The 17,420-nt window shown below is 61.1% G+C and carries 18 protein-coding genes; 7 read left to right on the top strand and 11 right to left on the bottom strand.

Going from position 1 to position 17,420, the window contains the following annotated elements; all coding sequences use genetic code 11:
• Positions 1–100 precede the first annotated feature (100 nt).
• Together OC71_RS10895 and OC71_RS10890 are read left to right on the top strand one after the other, a co-directional pair.
• Entirely contained in the window at positions 101–292 is a 192-nt protein-coding gene (locus OC71_RS10895) for a hypothetical protein (RefSeq protein ID WP_041068465.1), read from the top strand.
• A gap of 254 nt (positions 293–546) precedes the next feature.
• Positions 547–1,176, top strand: a complete 630-nt coding sequence (locus OC71_RS10890; RefSeq protein WP_041068463.1) for a flavin reductase family protein — start codon at positions 547–549, stop codon at positions 1,174–1,176.
• Here OC71_RS10890 and OC71_RS10885 read toward each other — a convergent pair whose 3' ends face one another.
• The gene (locus tag OC71_RS10885) at positions 1,177–1,419 is read right to left on the bottom strand and encodes a hypothetical protein (protein ID WP_041068461.1); all 243 of its coding nucleotides are present in this window, start codon (positions 1,417–1,419) and stop codon (positions 1,177–1,179) included. It lies immediately after the preceding gene.
• A 43-nt stretch (positions 1,420–1,462) separates the two neighbouring features.
• Positions 1,463–1,816 (bottom strand): antibiotic biosynthesis monooxygenase family protein, encoded by a 354-nt coding sequence (locus OC71_RS10880; protein WP_027612495.1) that lies wholly within the window; start codon positions 1,814–1,816, stop codon positions 1,463–1,465.
• Between the two features lie 430 nt (positions 1,817–2,246).
• On the opposite strand from OC71_RS10880, the gene OC71_RS10875 reads away from it, so the two are divergent.
• Positions 2,247–3,176: an AraC family transcriptional regulator gene (locus tag OC71_RS10875; protein WP_041068459.1), complete on the top strand. Its 930-nt coding sequence runs from the start codon at positions 2,247–2,249 to the stop codon at positions 3,174–3,176.
• A gap of 151 nt (positions 3,177–3,327) precedes the next feature.
• Here the strand turns inward: OC71_RS10875 and OC71_RS10870 are convergent, their stop codons facing one another.
• The 6 genes from OC71_RS10870 to OC71_RS10845 form a co-directional block, all read right to left on the bottom strand.
• Positions 3,328–4,383 (bottom strand): ABC transporter ATP-binding protein, encoded by a 1,056-nt coding sequence (locus OC71_RS10870; protein ID WP_041068457.1) that lies wholly within the window; start codon positions 4,381–4,383, stop codon positions 3,328–3,330.
• A 13-nt stretch (positions 4,384–4,396) separates the two neighbouring features.
• The gene (locus OC71_RS10865; RefSeq protein WP_041068455.1) at positions 4,397–5,245 is read right to left on the bottom strand and encodes an ABC transporter permease; all 849 of its coding nucleotides are present in this window, start codon (positions 5,243–5,245) and stop codon (positions 4,397–4,399) included.
• Positions 5,242–6,150 carry an ABC transporter permease gene (locus tag OC71_RS10860; protein ID WP_007965862.1) on the bottom strand — a complete coding sequence of 303 codons (909 nt, stop codon included), beginning with the start codon at positions 6,148–6,150 and terminating at the stop codon, positions 5,242–5,244. The genes OC71_RS10865 and OC71_RS10860 overlap by 4 nt, the downstream gene beginning before the upstream one ends.
• Positions 6,151–6,351: 201 nt before the next feature.
• A complete protein-coding gene (locus OC71_RS10855; protein WP_041068453.1) occupies positions 6,352–7,455 on the bottom strand; it encodes an ABC transporter substrate-binding protein in 1,104 nt (367 codons plus the stop codon).
• A 217-nt stretch (positions 7,456–7,672) separates the two neighbouring features.
• On the bottom strand, positions 7,673–9,124 hold the full coding sequence (locus OC71_RS10850) for an aldehyde dehydrogenase family protein (RefSeq protein ID WP_041068451.1): 1,452 nt from the start codon (positions 9,122–9,124) through the stop codon (positions 7,673–7,675).
• Positions 9,121–10,758: a 5-guanidino-2-oxopentanoate decarboxylase gene (locus OC71_RS10845; RefSeq protein WP_041068449.1), complete on the bottom strand. Its 1,638-nt coding sequence runs from the start codon at positions 10,756–10,758 to the stop codon at positions 9,121–9,123. Before OC71_RS10845 ends, OC71_RS10850 begins: the two co-directional genes overlap by 4 nt.
• Before the next feature lie 225 nt (positions 10,759–10,983).
• Here OC71_RS10845 and OC71_RS10840 point away from each other — a divergent pair, with 225 nt between their 5' ends.
• Complete coding sequence (locus OC71_RS10840; protein ID WP_041068447.1) at positions 10,984–11,865, top strand: LysR substrate-binding domain-containing protein; 882 nt, start codon at positions 10,984–10,986, stop codon at positions 11,863–11,865.
• A 59-nt stretch (positions 11,866–11,924) separates the two neighbouring features.
• Here OC71_RS10840 and OC71_RS10835 read toward each other — a convergent pair whose 3' ends face one another.
• Positions 11,925–12,539, bottom strand: a complete 615-nt coding sequence (locus OC71_RS10835) for an NAD(P)-dependent oxidoreductase (protein WP_041068445.1) — start codon at positions 12,537–12,539, stop codon at positions 11,925–11,927.
• 220 nt (positions 12,540–12,759) lie between these two features.
• Positions 12,760–13,638: an MBL fold metallo-hydrolase gene (locus tag OC71_RS10830; RefSeq protein WP_041068444.1), complete on the bottom strand. Its 879-nt coding sequence runs from the start codon at positions 13,636–13,638 to the stop codon at positions 12,760–12,762.
• A gap of 114 nt (positions 13,639–13,752) precedes the next feature.
• Between OC71_RS10830 and OC71_RS10825 the strand changes: the two genes are divergently transcribed.
• Together OC71_RS10825 and OC71_RS28370 are read left to right on the top strand one after the other, a co-directional pair.
• Positions 13,753–14,658 carry a LysR family transcriptional regulator gene (locus OC71_RS10825; protein ID WP_218186293.1) on the top strand — a complete coding sequence of 302 codons (906 nt, stop codon included), beginning with the start codon at positions 13,753–13,755 and terminating at the stop codon, positions 14,656–14,658.
• Between the two features lie 140 nt (positions 14,659–14,798).
• Positions 14,799–14,975 (top strand): hypothetical protein, encoded by a 177-nt coding sequence (locus OC71_RS28370; RefSeq protein ID WP_174376820.1) that lies wholly within the window; start codon positions 14,799–14,801, stop codon positions 14,973–14,975.
• A 136-nt stretch (positions 14,976–15,111) separates the two neighbouring features.
• Here OC71_RS28370 and OC71_RS10815 read toward each other — a convergent pair whose 3' ends face one another.
• Positions 15,112–15,996 (bottom strand): helix-turn-helix domain-containing protein, encoded by an 885-nt coding sequence (locus OC71_RS10815; protein ID WP_041068438.1) that lies wholly within the window; start codon positions 15,994–15,996, stop codon positions 15,112–15,114.
• Between the two features lie 187 nt (positions 15,997–16,183).
• On the opposite strand from OC71_RS10815, the gene pobA reads away from it, so the two are divergent.
• Positions 16,184–17,368 carry a 4-hydroxybenzoate 3-monooxygenase gene (gene pobA, locus OC71_RS10810; protein WP_177327911.1) on the top strand — a complete coding sequence of 395 codons (1,185 nt, stop codon included), beginning with the start codon at positions 16,184–16,186 and terminating at the stop codon, positions 17,366–17,368.
• The last annotated feature ends 52 nt before the right edge of the window (positions 17,369–17,420 follow it).

Genomic DNA, 17,420 nt, shown 5'->3' with positions numbered 1-17,420 from the left:
TCGATTGTTTTTAGCATTTATTTGCGCTTTTTAATCAATTTAGTTGGCGTAGCATTAGATCCAAGCAAGACACATCGCCAACGCATCTGGAGTAACTGACATGAAAACCAAACTGATCCTCGCCCTGACCCTGTCCGTATTGGCCGCCAACACTTTCGCTGCCGATGGTTCGGACAAAACCAAATCGGCCGACTTCATTTCCGGCGCCAGCGCCGCCATCGAAACCAGCCACTCGGGCACTTACGCGGCTGACGGCTTCGACAAGACCGGTACTGCTGCAGCCATCAGCTAAGTTTCAGCAGTCCATTCACAGCCCGGCCTCGGCCGGGCTTAGTCATTTCTGGGGCAGCACAATTTCTGAAATCCATACAAATCCCCTGTAGGAGCTGCCGAAGGCTGCGATCTTTTGATTTTGTTTTTAAGATCAAGATCAAAAGATCGCAGCCTTCGGCAGCTCCTACAGTGGGATCAGCGTTCGACTGGAAATACGCGGTGCGCTCTTACACTATGGCGTCTTTCAGATTGCCCTTTTGAGGAACTCCATCCATGTCCGATGACATCCACTTCTACGAACCCGCTCACGGCCACGGCCTGCCCCACGATCCGTTCAACGCCATCGTCGGCCCGCGCCCCATCGGCTGGATTTCTTCGCAGGATGCCAATGGGCAGTTGAACCTGGCGCCTTACAGCTTCTTCAACGCGTTCAACTACATTCCGCCGATCATTGGTTTTTCCAGCGTCGGGCGCAAAGACAGCCTGAACAACATCGAGCAGACCGGCGAGTTCGCCTGGAACCTCGCCACCCGGCCGCTGGCCGAGCAGATGAACCAGAGCTGCGCGATGGTCGCGCCGCAGGTCAACGAGTTTGAACTGGCCGGACTGACGCCCGTAGCGTCGAAGGTGATTGCGGTGCCACGGGTCGCCGAAAGCCCGGTGTCTTTCGAGTGCAAGGTCACGCAGATCATTCAGTTGCAGCGCGCCGATGGCGAAACCGTGCCGAGCTGGCTGATTCTCGGCGAAGTGGTTGCCGTGCATATCGCCAAGTGGCTGTTGAAGGACGGGATCTACGACACCGCCGCGGCAGAACCGATTCTGCGCGGCGGCGGGCCGGCGGATTATTTCCAGTTGGGGCCTGAAGCCCTGTTCAAAATGTGGCGCCCGGGGGCGGTCAAATAACTACCAGATCAACTCGGCGTCATCAGTGACACCCTTGAGGCGATCCAGCTCATTGATGGCAGCCTCATCGGCAGCGATGGCGCCGGGGAACACCTGGTCACCCAGCAGTTTGTGAAAGCGTGGCACACCGCCATCGACCAGGGCCTTGACCGCGATTGCCGCGTGATAACCCTTGTTGCCGCCCAACTCGACGGGGACGACTGCGGAGACTGCTTCGAAGTGTTCAAACTCTTTACGTGCCATGGCACACATCCCGGCTCAGACCAATAAGCCGGACATTAAACCCTCAACCGGCGAGTTTGTGTATCGGTGCCGGACATTGTCCGAGCGCCTGCGCCGCCGACACCTCTTTGAAGGTGTGGAAATCAAGGCTGTTGACCACCAGGTCCTGGACCAGCTCGGCAAAGATCTGCATCGACGGGCTGTTGAAATACGCAGTCATTGCCTGTTGATGACTCCAGAAACCGGAGACCAGCCACAGTTCCGGATCGCATTGCGAATGCTGCAAGGCGAAGTTCAGGCAACCGGGGGCGTTGCGTGACGGTTCGATCAAGGCACTGAGGCGTACACCCAGTTCGGCGGAGCGTCCGGCGCGCGCTCGAACGAAGGCCATATGACTGACGGGAATCTGCTTGGACATGTTCAACCCTCCCAGGGAGTCGCGTGGCAGCCGGGGGACGGGCTGCGACAGGATCCAAGGTTAAGGGCCGCGCGCAAGGTGCCGTTAGTCGATTCCTGCCGCTGCGTTGCACAATCCTGCGAGACTGCACAAACGCCCCGCATCGATGGGTAGAAACCTGTCACACCGCTGTCACAACGCTTTTGTGTAGGAGCTGCCGAAGGCTGCGATCTTTTGACTTTTGTTTTTAAAATCAAAAGATCGCAGCCTTCGGCAGCTCCTACAGGGGTCTTCGACCCAAGGGGTAAGGTGGCGGTCGCGGGCTGATGGCCGGCAAGCAAAAGCTGCCCATGCAGAATCAGGCAAGCATTTGACAGGATGTGTCTACCGCTGGCGCTTGCACAAATATAGGCTCTGCCCCATTCCACCGTCTTAGCAGAGGATGCCGCGCATGACGTCATTCGATCGTTTCCAGTCTCCGCCCGATGCCGACATGGAAAAACAGCGTGCGGAGCTCGCGGGGATCATCCGCCGCAACACCACCGACGACGGCAGTTACCAGACCGCCATCGGCTCACTGTTCATGTCGCGCCACACAAAATCCCATGATTTCGCCCCGGTGCTGGCGCAACCGGCGCTGTGCATCATGGCCCAGGGTCGCAAAGAGGTACGGCTGGCCGATGAGTTCTTCAATTACGACCCGCTGAATTACCTGGTGGTCTCGGTCTCGATGCCGCTCAGCGGGCGGGTGGTGAATGTCTCGCCGGAGGAGCCGATCCTCGCTGTGCGCCTGGACATCGACCCGGCGGAAATCACCGCACTGATCGCCGACGCCGGCCCCATGGGCGTGCCGACCCGACCGACCGGGCGTGGCCTGTATGTGGAAAAGATCGACAGCGCGATGCTCGACGCAGTGTTGCGTCTGGCGCGACTGCTGGATGCGCCGAAAGACATTGCCATGCTCGCGCCACTGATTCGCCGGGAGATTCTCTATCGCCTGCTGCGCAGTCCGCAGGGCCACCGCTTGTATGAGATCGCGATTGCCAACAGTCAGAGCCATCGCATCAGCCAGGCGATCAAATGGCTCAACGGCAACTTCGAACAACCGCTGCGCATTGATGATCTGGCGAAAGAAGTGAACCTCAGCGTCTCGACCCTACATCACCGTTTCAAGGCGATGACGGCGATGAGTCCGCTGCAATATCAAAAGCAATTGCGCCTGCAAGAGGCGCGACGCCTGATGCTGGCTGAAGGGCTGGAAGCGTCGGCGGCAGGCTATCGCGTGGGCTATGAAAGCCCGTCGCAATTCAGCCGTGAGTACAGCCGCTTGTTTGGTGCGCCGCCGTTAAGGGATCTGGCGCGGTTGCGGCAGTCGGTCTGATCAAGGTGTTGTGTTGTATCGGCTGACGCCATCGCTGGCAAGCCAGCTCCCACAGGGTTTTGTGCTGAACACAGAATTTGTGCACCCCCGAAAAACCTGTGGGAGCTGGCTTGCCAGCGATGGGGCCAGTCAAGACAACCTCAATCCAGAATCAGGCACCGAGTACCCGACACGCCTCGCTCGGCAACGTCACCGACACCGGATGCCCGATCCCCAAACCAATCCCCTGACACGGCGTGCTCAACGCGGTGAACGTCACCCCGGAACACTCCACCGTGGTCTCGATGGTCGCGCCGATATCGCGCACGAACGTCACCTTGCCGAGCAAGCGATTACCCGCCGTGGCTTGTGGCGCGGACAGTTGCAGGTCCTCCGGGCGAATCAGCATCTTCACTTTCTGCCCCGCCTCGATGCTGCTGCAGATCGGCACTTGCAGCGCGTCACCGCCCGGCAAGCTGACCTTGCCGTCGCCCAGCGCCGTGGCCGGAAAGATGTTGCCCGAACCGATGAAGTCGGCGACGAACTCGTTGGCCGGGTGCCGATAGATTTCGATCGGCGTGCCCACCTGCTGCACCTTGTGCTCGCCGAGCACCACGACGATGTCGGCCATGGTCATGGCTTCGCGCTGATCATGGGTGACCATGATCGTGGTGATGTTCAAGCGCTGCTGCAACTGGCGGATTTCCACCTGCATCGACTCGCGCAACTTGGCGTCCAGCGCCGACAGCGGTTCGTCGAGCAGAAGGATTTTCGGCCGCGAGGCGATGGCCCGGGCAATCGCTACCCGCTGTCGTTGCCCGCCGGAGAGTTTCGCCACCGGCCGGTCGATCATCGCTTGCAACTGGATCAGCTCCAGCAACTCCACCACCCGCGTCTGCTGCTCGGCCTTGCTCACGCCGCGCAGTTTCAGCGGGTAGGCGATGTTCTCGCCAACGGTCATGTGCGGAAACAGCGCCAGCGACTGGAACACCATGCCGAAGTTGCGCAGGTGTGCCGGGGTGCGACCGATGTCCTCGCCGTCGAGGCGAATCTCACCGCCGCTGAGGGTTTCCAGCCCGGCGATCATCCGCAGCAAGGTGGTTTTGCCACAGCCCGACGGGCCGAGAAAACACACCAGTTTGCCTTCCGGCAAATGCAGGTTGACGTCTTGTACCGCGCACGCCGAGCCGTAGAATTTCTCGACGTTTTCCAGAATCAGACCAGTCATGTTGCACCTCAAATCAAAAGGAAACGCCGCCCTCGCCCACCAGCTTCTCCAGCGCCCAGATCAGGACGAAGTCGATCAGCACGATCAGCACGGCAAACGAGAACACGGTAGGGTCGAGCGATGACACGGTGCGGCTGTACATCCAGATCGGCACGGTCATGACGTCGATGGTGTAGAGGAAATAGGTCACGGTGAATTCGTTGAACGAGACGATGAACGCCAGCAGCATCCCCGCCAGAATCCCCGACTTCATCAACGGCACCACCACATCGACAATCGCCCGCAGCGGTGAGGCGCCGAGCATCCGCGCCGCCTCTTCGACTTCGTTGCCGATGGAGAGCATCGCGGCGGTGCAGTTTTTCACCACGAACGGCAGCGCCAGAATCACGTGGGCAATCACCAGCCGCGAGGTGGTCAGGTGAAACGGCAGGCTGTCGAACACCAGCAGCAAGGCCAGGCCCAACACCACCATCGGAAACACCAGCGGCAGCGACATCAGTTGCAGCGCCACGGCTTTGCCACGGAACTCGCAGCGGGTCAGCGCATAGGCGGCGGGCACCGCGATCAGCGTGGCGAAGACCATGGTCAGGCACGACACCAGCAGGCTGGTGGCCATGGCCTGGCCGAGGCTCAGCACGTCGCTGGCGTCCGGCGAAACGAAGGTGTGCCAGGCCGCCTTGTACCATTGCAGGCTGTAGCTGCTCGGCGGGAAGTCGAGGTTCGACGCGCCGCTGAACGACATGACGATCATGGTCAGGATCGGCAACACCGCCAGCAGCAGAATGACCCCGGAAAGGATCCCGGCGAACTTGCCGGTGTCGCCGGGCAGCAGCGCCATGCGCTTGTTGGTCAGGGTACTCATTGCGAAGCCTCCAGCAGGCGCCGACGACGGCCGGTGATGTATTCGGACAAAGTCATGATCGCCAGCGTGGTGACGATCAGTACCACCCCGGCCGCCGATGCGGCGGGCCAGTTCATCAGCGGCGCGATCTGGTCATGCACCATCACCGCGAGCATCGGCACACGGCGCCCCCCGAGCAGCAACGGCACGACAAAACTGCTGGCGTTGTAGGCGAACACCAGCGTCGCCCCGGTGATGATCCCCGGCAGACTCATCGGCAACACCACCTGACGGAACACCTGAAAACGACTGGCTCCCAAGGTAGCGGCGGCCTCTTCGTAGGTGCGCGCAACACCGCGCATGGCGCTGGCAATCGGCAGCACGGCCAGTGGAAACGCAGTCTGCACCAGGCCCATCAGCACGCCGTTCTGGTTGTACAGCAACATGATCGGGCGCTTGATCAGGCCCAGGCCCATCAGCGTCTGGTTGAGCATTCCGCCCGGGCCGAGAATCACCAGCCAGCCGTAGCTTTGCAGCAGCAGGTTGACCAGCAGCGGCAACAGCACCGCCGCGAGAAAAATCCGCCGCACGAACGGCGAGGTCAGCCGCGACATGGTGTACGCCACCGGGATCGCCAGCAGCACCGCGATCACCGCACTGATCAGCGCCAGACGCAGGGTCAGCAGCAGGGATTTGAGGTAATAGGGTTCGAGTAATTGCGCGTAGCTGGCGAGGCTGAACCCGCTCCATTCCGCGCCTTTAGTGCCGACGCTCATGCGTAGCACCAGCAGGCTGGCGGCGATCAGCACACCGAGAAACAGCATCGACGGCGTGAGGAAAAACCACGCCCGGGCAGTCGGCGAAACACCGCGCGCCGGACGCACGTCAGCGGCGCCGACCGGTTGGGTCAGGGATTGATGTTCCATAGCAATGATCTCGTCAATGGAAAAACAACAGGATTGAAATCCGGGATAAACCCTGTGGCGAGGGAGCTTGCTCCCGCTGGGTCGCGAAGCGGCCCCATGAATGGCTAGACGCATTCGCAAGGTTGCCATTCAGATTGCGGCTGCTTCGCAGCCGAGCGGGAGCAAGCTCCCTCGCCACAAAAGATCTTCAGTCCTCGGAAATCAGGAAGAAAAAATTTCCGTATAGCGACGAATCCATTGGTCATGCACGGTCGCCAGGAAGGCGTTGTCGTGCATGATCGCCTTCTCGGCAATCTGCTCCGGGGTGAGGATGTACGGGCTCTTGCGCGCTTCGGCGGAGATGATCGCCTTGGCGTTGACCGGGCCGTTGAAGATGTCTTCGGCCATCTTGCCCTGCACCAGCGGATCGAGAGAGTGATCGATGAAGGCGTAGGCCAGGTCGGTGTCGCCCGGACGGTTCTTCGGCATCACCGAGAGCATCAGGTCAGTGTAGAAACCTTCCTTCATGCCGAACGTGGCACCGAGACCGTAGTTCGGATCGCGGATCTGCTTGGGGAAGAATGCCGGGGCGTACAGCCCACCCATGTCCAACGACCCGGTGCGGAACAGCTCGGCGATCTGGTTCGGGTTCTCGCCGAGGGTGACCACGCGATCCTTGAGCTCGGCGAGTTTCTTGAAGCCCGGCTCGATGTTGTGTTCATCACCACCGGCGAGTTTTGCGGCGATGATGATCAGGTCCATGGCCTCGGTCCAGTTCGGCGGCGGCAGGAAAATGTTCGGCGCCAGATCGGCATCCCACAGCGCGGCGTAACTGTCCGGAGCCTGTTTGAGGGTGCGGGTGCTGTAGACCAGACTGTTGCACCACAGCAGGTAACCGATGCCATGCCCGTTGGCGCCGGTGCGGTATTGTTCCGGTACGTCGATCAGGTTGGGAATGCGGTTGAGGTCGGGCTTTTCCAGCAGCCCGGCGGCGGCCAGACCTTCAGCGCCGACCCCGGCCAGGGTGATGATGTCGTACTGCGGACGGTCACCGCCGGCCTTGAGTTTGGCGACCATTTCAGAGGTGCTGCCAGTGCGGTCGGCAATGACCTTGGCGCCGGTCTTGGCCTCGAACGTGGCGGCGATGTTGCGCAGTGCGGCGAGGCCGGTGTCATCCGACCAGGTCAGCAAACGCAAGGTCTTGCCGGCAAACCGTGTGTCGCTGGCGCTGGCCCGGATGAAGGGCATGCTCAGGGCCGCCGCCGCTACCGAGGCGACGCCGACGGTTTTAATGAATTGACGCCTGTTCAGATCATGCTCGCCCATGAAGGACTCCCTTTGTTCTTTTAAGTATGAGGTTGGTCGCAACCGTTGCATCCGCGCGGCCGGATCCGCTACAGGCCTTGTATTCAAAGGCCTGCAGCGCAGCCGACGGGTTCATCCTGAGGTCGTGCAATACACCTGACTATCGATAAAAACTCATCGAAGCCATGACACCGACGCATGCCTCGTTGCGAGGCATGCGCTCACCTTTTTTGGGCGTTCAGAGCGCCCGGATCACGTGTTTGATTTCCTGAAACGCAGCCAGGCCCCACGGCCCCAATTCACGGCCGATGCTGCTCTGCTTGTAGCCGCCCCACGCCGTCTGCGGGAAGATCACTTGCGGCGCATTGAGCCACACCAGCCCCGCCTGCAGGGCGTTGGCGACCCGGTCGGCGGTCTCGGCGTTACGCGTCACCACACTGGCGACCAGCCCGAACTGGCTGTCGTTGGCCAAGGCAATCGCTTCGGCTTCGCTGCTGAAACTGCGCACGCAGAGCACCGGGCCAAAGATCTCTTCACACCACAACGCACTGTCGAGGGGCACGTCGGTGAACACCGTCGGCTGCAAAAAATAGCCGCGCGGCAGATCCGCCGGACGATTGCCGCCGCACACCAGCTTCGCCCCGGCGCTCAGACCACGGTCGATGTGGCCGAGCACGCGCTGGTATTGCGCCTGATTGACCAGTGCGCCCATCTCCACGTCCGGGTCGAACGGGTCGGCCACGCGAATCGCTTGCGCGCGCTTTTGCAGACGCTCAAGAAATTCATCGCCCAGCTCATCGGCGACCAGCACGCGACTGGTGGCTGAGCACATCTGCCCGGCATTGAAGAAACCGCCGCCGCAAGCCAGTTCCACCGCCAGTTCCAAATCGGCATCTTCGAGCACCAGCAACGAAGACTTGCCACCCAGTTCCAGGCTCACGCCCTTCACGGTTTCGGCGGCACGCTGCATCACCTGCACGCCGACGGCATTGCTGCCGGTGAAGGAAATCTTGGCGATACGCGGGTCCGCCGACAGCGGTGCACCGACCGCCAGACCGGTGCCGCACACCAGGTTGAATACGCCATTGGGCAGACCGGATTCAGCGATGATCGCCGCCAGTTCCAGCTCCGGCAGCGGCGTGACTTCCGACGGTTTGAGCACCACACAGCAACCGGCGGCCAAGGCCGGTGCGAGCTTCCACGCAGTGGTGACCATCGGAAAATTCCACGGCACGATCAGCCCGACCACACCGCACGGTTCACGGCGCAGACGCGCACTGAAATCGTCGCTGGGCAGCGCCACGTTGCTGTCGAGTTGTGCGTCGAGGCCTTCGGCCAAACCGGCGTAATACTCGAAGGTGGCGATCACATCATCGACGTCGATGGCCGCTTCGAACTGTGGCTTGCCGTTGTTGCTCGACTGCAACTTCATCAAGTGGTCACGCCCGTTGCGCACACCGTTGGCAATGTTGCGCAGGATCGCGCCGCGTTCGGCACCGCTGGTTTTCGACCAGTTCTTGAACGCTGCAGTGGCCGCGCTGACGGCCAGATCAACCGCGCGTTCATCGCCGCCATTGACCGTGGTCAGCAGTGCTTCGGTGGCCGGATTGATCACCCGCAGGTGCTCACGCCCGGCCGACCATTGACCGTTGATGTACAGGCCGTCGAGTGTGGTCGGGAAGTTGATCATTGGGCCACCGCCTGCATCCATTGGGTCTGGTCGATTTCGATCAGGGTCGGGCCCTGACGATCGGTGGCGGCACGCAGCGCGCCACGCAATTGCTCAACCGAGCTGATCGCTTCAGCGGCGCAGCCCAGGGCCTTGGCGACGCCGATGAAATCCGGGGTGTAGATGTCGACGCCGACCGGCTCGATGGCGCGGTTGACCATGTATTTCTTGATCTCTTCGTAACCCTGGTTATTCCACAGCAGCACGATCACCGGGGTGCGCGCTTCAACTGCGCTGGCCAGTTCCGGCAGGGTGAACTGCAAGCCGCCGTCGCCAATCAGGCACACCACCGGCGGACGAGCGCCGCCCTCGAGGTTGCCGCCAAGCCACGCACCAATCGCCGCCGGCAGGGCGTAACCGAGGGTGCCGTAACCGGTGGACGAGTTGAACCAGCGCCGTGGTCGCTCCGGGTTGAAGGTGAGGTTGCCGGTGTACACCGGTTGCGTGGAGTCGCCGACGAACACCGCGTCCGGCAACTCGTGCAGCACGGTTTCCAGAAAACGGGTCTGTGCCAGGGTTGGCACGTCCCAGGTCGCGGCCAGCTCATCGCGCAGACGCGCTGCCCGCACCTGGCCCCAATCGTTGCGTCGCTCAGCCAGCGCCTGCTGCGACAGCGCACCGAGCAGCGCTTGCGCAGCGTTGCGCGAGTCGGCGACCAACGCCACGTGCGGCGGATAGTTGCGCACGGTCTGATCGGCGTCGATGTCGATGCGCAGCAACTTGCCGGGAATCTCGAAGCCGCCGGCGAAGGTCACGTCGTAATCGGTTTCGGCCAGTTCGGTGCCGATTGCCAGCACCACGTCGGCATCGGCCACCAGCGCGCGCGTCGCGACCAGGCTTTGCGTCGAGCCGATCAGCAGCGGATGGCTGGTCGGCAACATGCCTTTGGCATTAATGGTCAGCGCCACCGGGGCGTCGAGCAACTCGGCCAGTTCGGTGAGTTCGGCGGCGGCATCGATGGCACCGCCACCGGCGAGAATCAGCGGACGCTGAGCGCCGGCCAGCAACTCGCTCATGCGCCGTACGGCAGCCGGTGCAGCCCCGGCGCGGTCAATATTCACCGGAACGCTGGCGAGCAGTTCGTCAGCCTGTTCCACCAACACATCCAGAGGAATCTCGATGTGCACCGGACGCGGACGCCCGGCCTGAAACAGTGCGAAAGCACGGGCCAGCACGGCCGGCAATTCTGCCGCCGACATCAAAGTGTGGGAGAACGCCGCGACGCCGCCGACCAGCGCGCTCTGGTTCGGCAACTCGTGGAGCTTGCCGCGACCGCCGCCCAACTGGCTGCGGGTCTGCACGCTGGAGATCACCAGCATCGGGATCGAGTCGGCGTAAGCCTGGCCCATCGCGGTGGTGATGTTGGTCATGCCCGGGCCGGTGATGATGAAGCACACACCCGGTTTGCCGCTGGTGCGCGCGTAGCCGTCGGCCATGAAACCGGCGCCCTGTTCATGCCGTGGGGTGACATGGTTGATGCTCGAACGGGCCAGCCCGCGATACAGCTCCACGGTGTGCACCCCGGGAATGCCGAACACCTGCTCGACCCCGTAATCCTCGAGTAACTTGACCAGTACTTCGCCACACGTCGCCATGTCGATTGCCCTTCTGTCAGCTAAAAACACAGATCCCGTGTGGGAGCGAGCCTGCTCGCGAAAGCGCTGGATCAGCCAACATCAATGCTGAATGTGAAACAGCCTTCGCGAGCAGGCTCGCTCCCACATGATCTGAACATGGGCTCATTGAACGGGGGGCAGGTAGCGGCAACAATCGATTAAAAGTCATACTAGCCATGTCCTCACGTCATACCTTGGATCCACATGAAACGACTGCCTCCCCTGCCCGCCCTGCACACGTTTCTGATTACTGCGCAGTGCTGCAACTTCACCCGGGCGGCCGAGCAGTTGCACATCACCCAGGGCGCCGTGAGCCGGCAGATCGCCGGGCTGGAAGATCATTTGGGGTATGAGCTGTTCATCCGTCTGGCCCGAGGCCTGGAGCTGACCGCCGAAGGGCGCGAATGGCTGCCGCGGGTGGAGAAGATTTTCGGGTTGATCAGCGAGGCCACCGAGCAGATCGGTCGCAAGCGTCAGACCCTGCAACTCAAGGCGCCCAGCTGCGTGATGCGCTGGCTGGTGCCGCGTCTGTTGCAATGGCAAAAGGAACGCCCGGACGTGCCGGTCAAACTGACCACTACACTGGCCCATGGCGTCGACTTTCAGCGCGAGCAATTCGATGCGGCGGTGATCTACGGCACGCCGCCGGACAACTCATCGACCGCGCTGCATCTGTTTGATGAACAACTGACGCCGGTCTGTTCGCCTGCGTTATTGAAAGGCCCACCGGTGCTGAGCGAACCGGCCGATCTGCAACAGCATCTGCTATTGCATCCGACCCGCGATACGCAGGATTGGACGGTGTGGCTGACGGCGGCCGAATTGCAGTTGAACAACGTCAACACGGGCCAGCATTTCGAGACACTGGATCAGGCGATGTCGATGGCGTCCCACGGGACGGGTGTGGCGATTGGCGACTGGTCGTTGATCGGCGACGACCTGCGCGCCGGGCGGCTGGTGATGCCGTTTGAGCTGAAGGTGAAAACGGGGCTGGGTTACTACGTGGTGATGCCGCAGGGTGCAGGGGCGTCGCCGCAGCTGGAAGAACTGATGATCTGGCTGGTGGAGCAGGCGCACACCCGCTGACCCACCCAAACACCCTGCAGGAGCTGCCGCAGGCTGCTCCTACAGGGGGCGTTTGCAGGTCAGTAGCCGACGGTAAACCGCTGACGCGAATGCTTCGGCGTTTCCACTTCGTCAATCAACGCAATCGCGTAGTCGGCGAAGGTGATCCAGCTGCGACCTTCGGCACTCACCAGCAAGTGATCCTTGCCGACGCGGAAACTGCCGGTGCGCTCACCTTCGACAAACTCGGCCGATGGCGAGAGGAAGGTCCAGTCCAGTTCCTTCTCCTGACGCAAGGCATCGAGAAACGCTGCCCCGGCGCTGGCCTCGGCTTTGTACTCGGCCGGGAAACCGGCACTGTCGATCACTCGGGTGTCATCCGGCAGCAACAGCGAACCGGCACCGCCGACCACCAGCAGACGTTTCACGCCCGCCTGCTTCACCGGGCCAACCACGGCACTGGCCGGTACCGTGGCGAAATGCGCAGCGCTGATCACCACGTCGTGACCGGCGACGGCGGCTTGCAGCGCTGCCGAATCCAGCACATCGACATTCTTGCTGACCACACCGGCACGTGTGCCGATCTTCGAGGTGTCGCGGGCGATGGCGGTGACACTATGGCCACGACGCAGGGCTTCTTCCAGCAGTTGGCTACCGGCACGACCGGTGGCACCAATGATTGCGATCTTGCTCATGACATTCTCCAGTTGGCTTGAGAGTTTCAACGACGGCATAAATCTAATCTTGAAGCGGTATTCCCTGTGGCGAGGGCGCTTGCTCCCGCTGGAGGGCGAAGCACTCCCCGCCTGTTTCAGCTACAACGCATTGGCAGCTTTTGCGCCTGCTGCGCAGGCGGGCGGGAGCAAGCTCCCTCGCCACAAAAGTCCTCTCGACCTGTGTTTCAGATCAATCGGCTTACCACTGCATCTCGCCCTTGGCGACTTTGGCGCTCAGCTCCAGCGAGCTTTCTTCGCCGAGTGTCGGGTAGCGCTTTTGCATGGCCTTGATCAGTGCGGCGGAATCCTTGGCCTTGGCGGTTTCTTCGTCGAAAGCCTTAATGTAGTCGGCGGTGAATTTCACGCTGGCCAGCGAGCGGCTGCTCTCGCCCAGAAAGTGACCGGGCACCACGGTTTTCGGCTTCAGGGTTTCAATCGAATGCAGGGTTTGCAGCCAGTCGGCGTGGGATTGCGCAGTCTGGGTATCAGCCATCCAGACATGAATGTTCTCGGCGACCACAACACCACCGACCACCGCCTTGAGCGACGGAATCCACACGAAGCTGCGATCCGGTTGTTTGCCTTCAAGACCGACCACCTGCAATTTCTGTCCTTCGAGCATCAGGCTATCGCCTCTGAGCACGCCCGGCACGATGGTTTTGGCCGGCACGTCGGCGCCCATTTTCGGGCCCCAGAAGGCGAGTTTGCCGGCGACGGTTTTGTTGATGTGATCAACGGTCGGCTGCGACGCCAGGACCTCGGCGTCGGGGAAGGCCTGGGTCAGGGTGTCGAGGCCGAAGTAGTAATCCGGGTCACCGTGGCTGATGTAAATGGTGGTCAGGTGTTTGCCGCTGGCGCGAATCTTTTCCACCACCTGTTCGGCCTGGGCCTTGCCGAATTGCGCGTCGACCAGAATCGCGTCTTTCTCGCCGCTGACCAGCACCGAGGTCACCGGGAAGATCGCGTTGGTGCCCGGGTTGTAAACGTCCAGGGTCAGGTTGGCGGCAGCGGCATGGGCCGCAAAACCGAGGGTGGCGGTGGCCAGCAAAACGCGCTTGAGGGTGGTGAAGCCGATCATCTGTTGCTCCGTGATCCGAATGCCGTGTTTGGCGATGGGACAGAGCTTAGTTGCCTGACTCGGTACAAAAAATGCGATGCTTGAACATAGTTTGTTTCTGAAAGCGGGCAAATCATGGATCGTCTTCAAGCAATGCGCGTGTTTGTCACGGTGGTGGATCTGGGCAGCCAGTCGGCAGCCGCCGATCATCTGGACCTGTCACGGCCGGTGGTGTCGCGCTATCTGGCGGAGCTGGAAGACTGGGTCGGCGCGCGTCTGATGCACCGCACCACGCGCAAATTGAGCCTGACCACCGCCGGCAGCGAAATCCTGCCGCGCTGCCGACAGATGCTCGAACTCTCAAGCGATATGCAGGCCGCTGTCAGCGAACCCCACGATGCGCCGCGCGGACTGCTGCGCATCAGTGTCAGCACCTCGTTTGGCCAGGCACAACTGGCCGATGCCATGGCGGCGTACGTCAAGCGCTACCCCGGGGTCAGCATCGATCTGCAAATGCTCGACCGCACGGTGAATCTGGTGGATGAACGCATCGATCTGGCGATCCGCACCAGCAATGACCTGGACCCGAACCTGATCGCCCGGCGCCTGACGGTGTGCCGTTCGGTGGTCTGCGCCGCGCCCGCCTACTTGCGCGACAATCCGCCACCGCAGCGGGTCGAGGACCTGAGCCGGCACAACTGCCTGACGCACTCGTATTTCGGCAAGAGCCTGTGGCATTTCGAAGAGGATGGCGAACCGGTCTCGGTGCCGGTGCAAGGCAACATCAGCGCCAACGAGGCCAGCACCCTGCTGCGCGCAACCCTGGCCGGAGCCGGCGTGGCGATGCTGCCGACCTACCAGGCCGGGGTGCATGTGCATGCCGGAGAACTGGTGCGTCTGCTGCCGGATGCCGAACCACGGCAGATGAACATCTACGCGGTGTACGCCTCGCGCAAGCACATGCCGGCGGCGCTGCGCAGCATGCTGGATTTTCTGGTGCAACGGTTTCCCGAGCATCCAGAGTGGGATGTGGGGTTGTAGAAAAGCAAAAGATCGCAGCCTGCGGCAGCTCCTACAGAGGAAATGCATTCCAAATGTAGGAGCTGCCGCAGGCTGCGATCCTTTGATCTTGTTCTATGCTGAAAGTAATACCGCAGGGTATGCGTTCAGAGGTCTACGCCATGAACATCAGAACAAGAAGGTACTTCGCGATCTTCATCACCTGCGCCGCCACGCTGGCGCTGTACGGCACTGCGGCCTGGCGGGTCGAGCAACTGCGACAACTGCCCCGCGATTATGCGAGCTGCAATTTCGAGCGTTGTATTCCGCACAATGCGACGCTGAACGCATTGCGCTGATTGGCCGGAGCTGGAATGCGATCCTGCGGGAGCGAGCCTGCTCGCGAAAGCGGTGTGTCAGCCAACAACAATGCTGAATGAAAAACCGTCTTCGCGAGCAGGCTCGCTCCCACAGGACTTTGCAGCGTTTACAAGATCACTGCTCGGCCTTCAGCCGGTCGCGAAACGCCTTTGGCGAAATCCCCACCCTGCGCCGGAACAGGCGCGTGAAGTTGGTCGGATCGGAAAACCCCAACAATTCCGACATCTCGTAAATGGTCATGCTGGTATAGGTCAGCAAACGTTTGGCTTCCAGTAACTGGCGTTCGTGCATGATCTGCAGCGCTGGCTGCCCTGCCAGCTCCCGGCAAGTACCGTTGAGGTGTGACACCGAAATCCCCAGGCGATGCGCCAGGTCTTCGACCTTCACATGCTGGCGGTATGTCTCCTCGACCAATTGAATGAAACCGTTGAGGTATTCGCGCTGGCGTTGTGGGCGCTGACTGGCGTTATGGCGCACGATCGCCTGACGGCTGACCCAGACCATGATCACGCTGACCAGCGAATGCATGAGCATTTCCCGCGCGGGTTGATGGCCGTTGTACTCGGCCTGCAATGCTGAAAACAGACTGTGCAGGTATTCCGCATCCTTGCCCGCCGGATAGTGCTCGGCCTGCGCCAGGGCATGCACCGAATTGCCCAGTTGCGCCTGCAGGTGGTTGATCAACGGATTGGCGAGGGTAACGACGAAACCTTCGACGTCCTCGGAAAAACGAAAGCCATGCACCGACAACGGGGGCAGGACTTGAATGGCGGGTTCGTTGAGCTGCGTGCGTTGACCTTCGATTTCAAGCTCTGCCTGACCTTTGAAAACGAAGAGTAACTGGCACAAATCGGCGTGGCGGTGGGGTTTGATTTCCCATTGATGTTCGCGGCTGCGTTTGGAAATGGTTTCACAGTGCAGCAAGTCAGGGGTCGGCCAGTCCAGGCTTTCACCGTAGAGCTTGAACACCGGAATCGAAGGCAGGTCAGGCTTGTTCATCACTTCAATCCAGGCCTCGAGGTTTGCGGGCGATAATCGCACCGATTGGCAGAATGTACAGGTATCGGCTCAGTTTTCACCTTCAATTGACAGACCCGCAAGGGAAAAATGCAAGCACTCGATCCATAAAAATCATTCACCGACTCACGTCGCGTGAAGCTTGCGAGTCATAAAAACAATGAAAACGCTGAAAACCCAAGTCGCCATCATTGGCGCCGGTCCTTCCGGATTGCTCCTCGGTCAGTTGCTGCACAACGCCGGCATCGACACCCTGATTCTCGAACGCCAGACACCCGATTACGTACTCGGGCGGATTCGCGCCGGCGTGCTCGAACAAGGCATGGTAGAGCTGTTGCGCCAGGCCGGAGTCGGCCAGCGCATGGACGCCGAAGGACTGGTGCACGGCGGTTTCGATCTGGCCCTGGACGGGCGTCTGGCCCACATCGATCTGCAGGGTCTGACCGGTGGCAAAACCGTGATGGTCTACGGCCAGACCGAGGTCACGCGGGACCTGATGGCCGCTCGTCGGGAGGCCGGTGCGTCGACGATTTACGAGGCGAGCCATGTCGTTCCTCACGGCATGAAAAGCGACGAAGCGTTTGTCACCTTCGAAAAGGACGGTGAAACCTGGCGCGTCGATTGCGATTACATCGCCGGTTGCGATGGCTTCCACGGCGTGGCCCGGCAGTCGATTCCCGAAGACTGCCTGAAGATTTTCGAACGGGTCTACCCGTTCGGCTGGCTGGGAATTCTCGCCGACACCCCGCCGGTGCACGAAGAACTGGTCTACGCCCGCCACGAACGCGGCTTCGCCCTGTGCAGCATGCGTTCAGCCACCCGCACCCGTTACTACTTGCAAGTGCCGGCGGAAGAAAACGTCGCGGACTGGTCCGATGAGCGCTTTTGGGCTGAGCTGAAAACCCGTCTGCCCGCCGAGCTTGCCGAAAAACTGGTCACCGGCCCGTCGATTGAAAAAAGCATCGCGCCGCTGCGCAGCTTTGTCGTTGAGCCGATGCAGTATGGGCGGATGTTTCTGCTCGGCGATGCCGCGCATATTGTGCCGCCCACCGGGGCCAAGGGCCTGAACCTGGCCGCCAGCGATGTCAGCACTTTGTTCAACATTCTGCTGAAGGTTTATCGCGAAGGCCGCACAGATCTGTTGGAGAAATACTCGGAAATCTGCCTGCGCCGGGTCTGGAAAGCCGAACGGTTTTCCTGGTGGATGACCTCGATGCTGCACCGTTTCGACGAACATGATGCTTTCAGCCAACGGATCAGCGCCTCGGAACTGGACTATTTCGTCAGTTCAGAAGCGGGTCGGAAAACCATTGCAGAAAATTACGTCGGGCTTCCTTATGAGGCTATCGAATAGCTTCCTACCGACTTACACTGGCGAGCATCCCCGCTCGCCCGATGGCCTGCGG

The organism is Pseudomonas sp. W15Feb9B (assembly GCF_000828175.1).
In the GTDB taxonomy this organism is placed as follows: domain Bacteria; phylum Pseudomonadota; class Gammaproteobacteria; order Pseudomonadales; family Pseudomonadaceae; genus Aquipseudomonas; species Aquipseudomonas parakoreensis.
The sequence above is the reverse complement of the archived record's forward strand: the minus strand, read 5'-3'. Positions and strand labels throughout refer to the sequence as shown.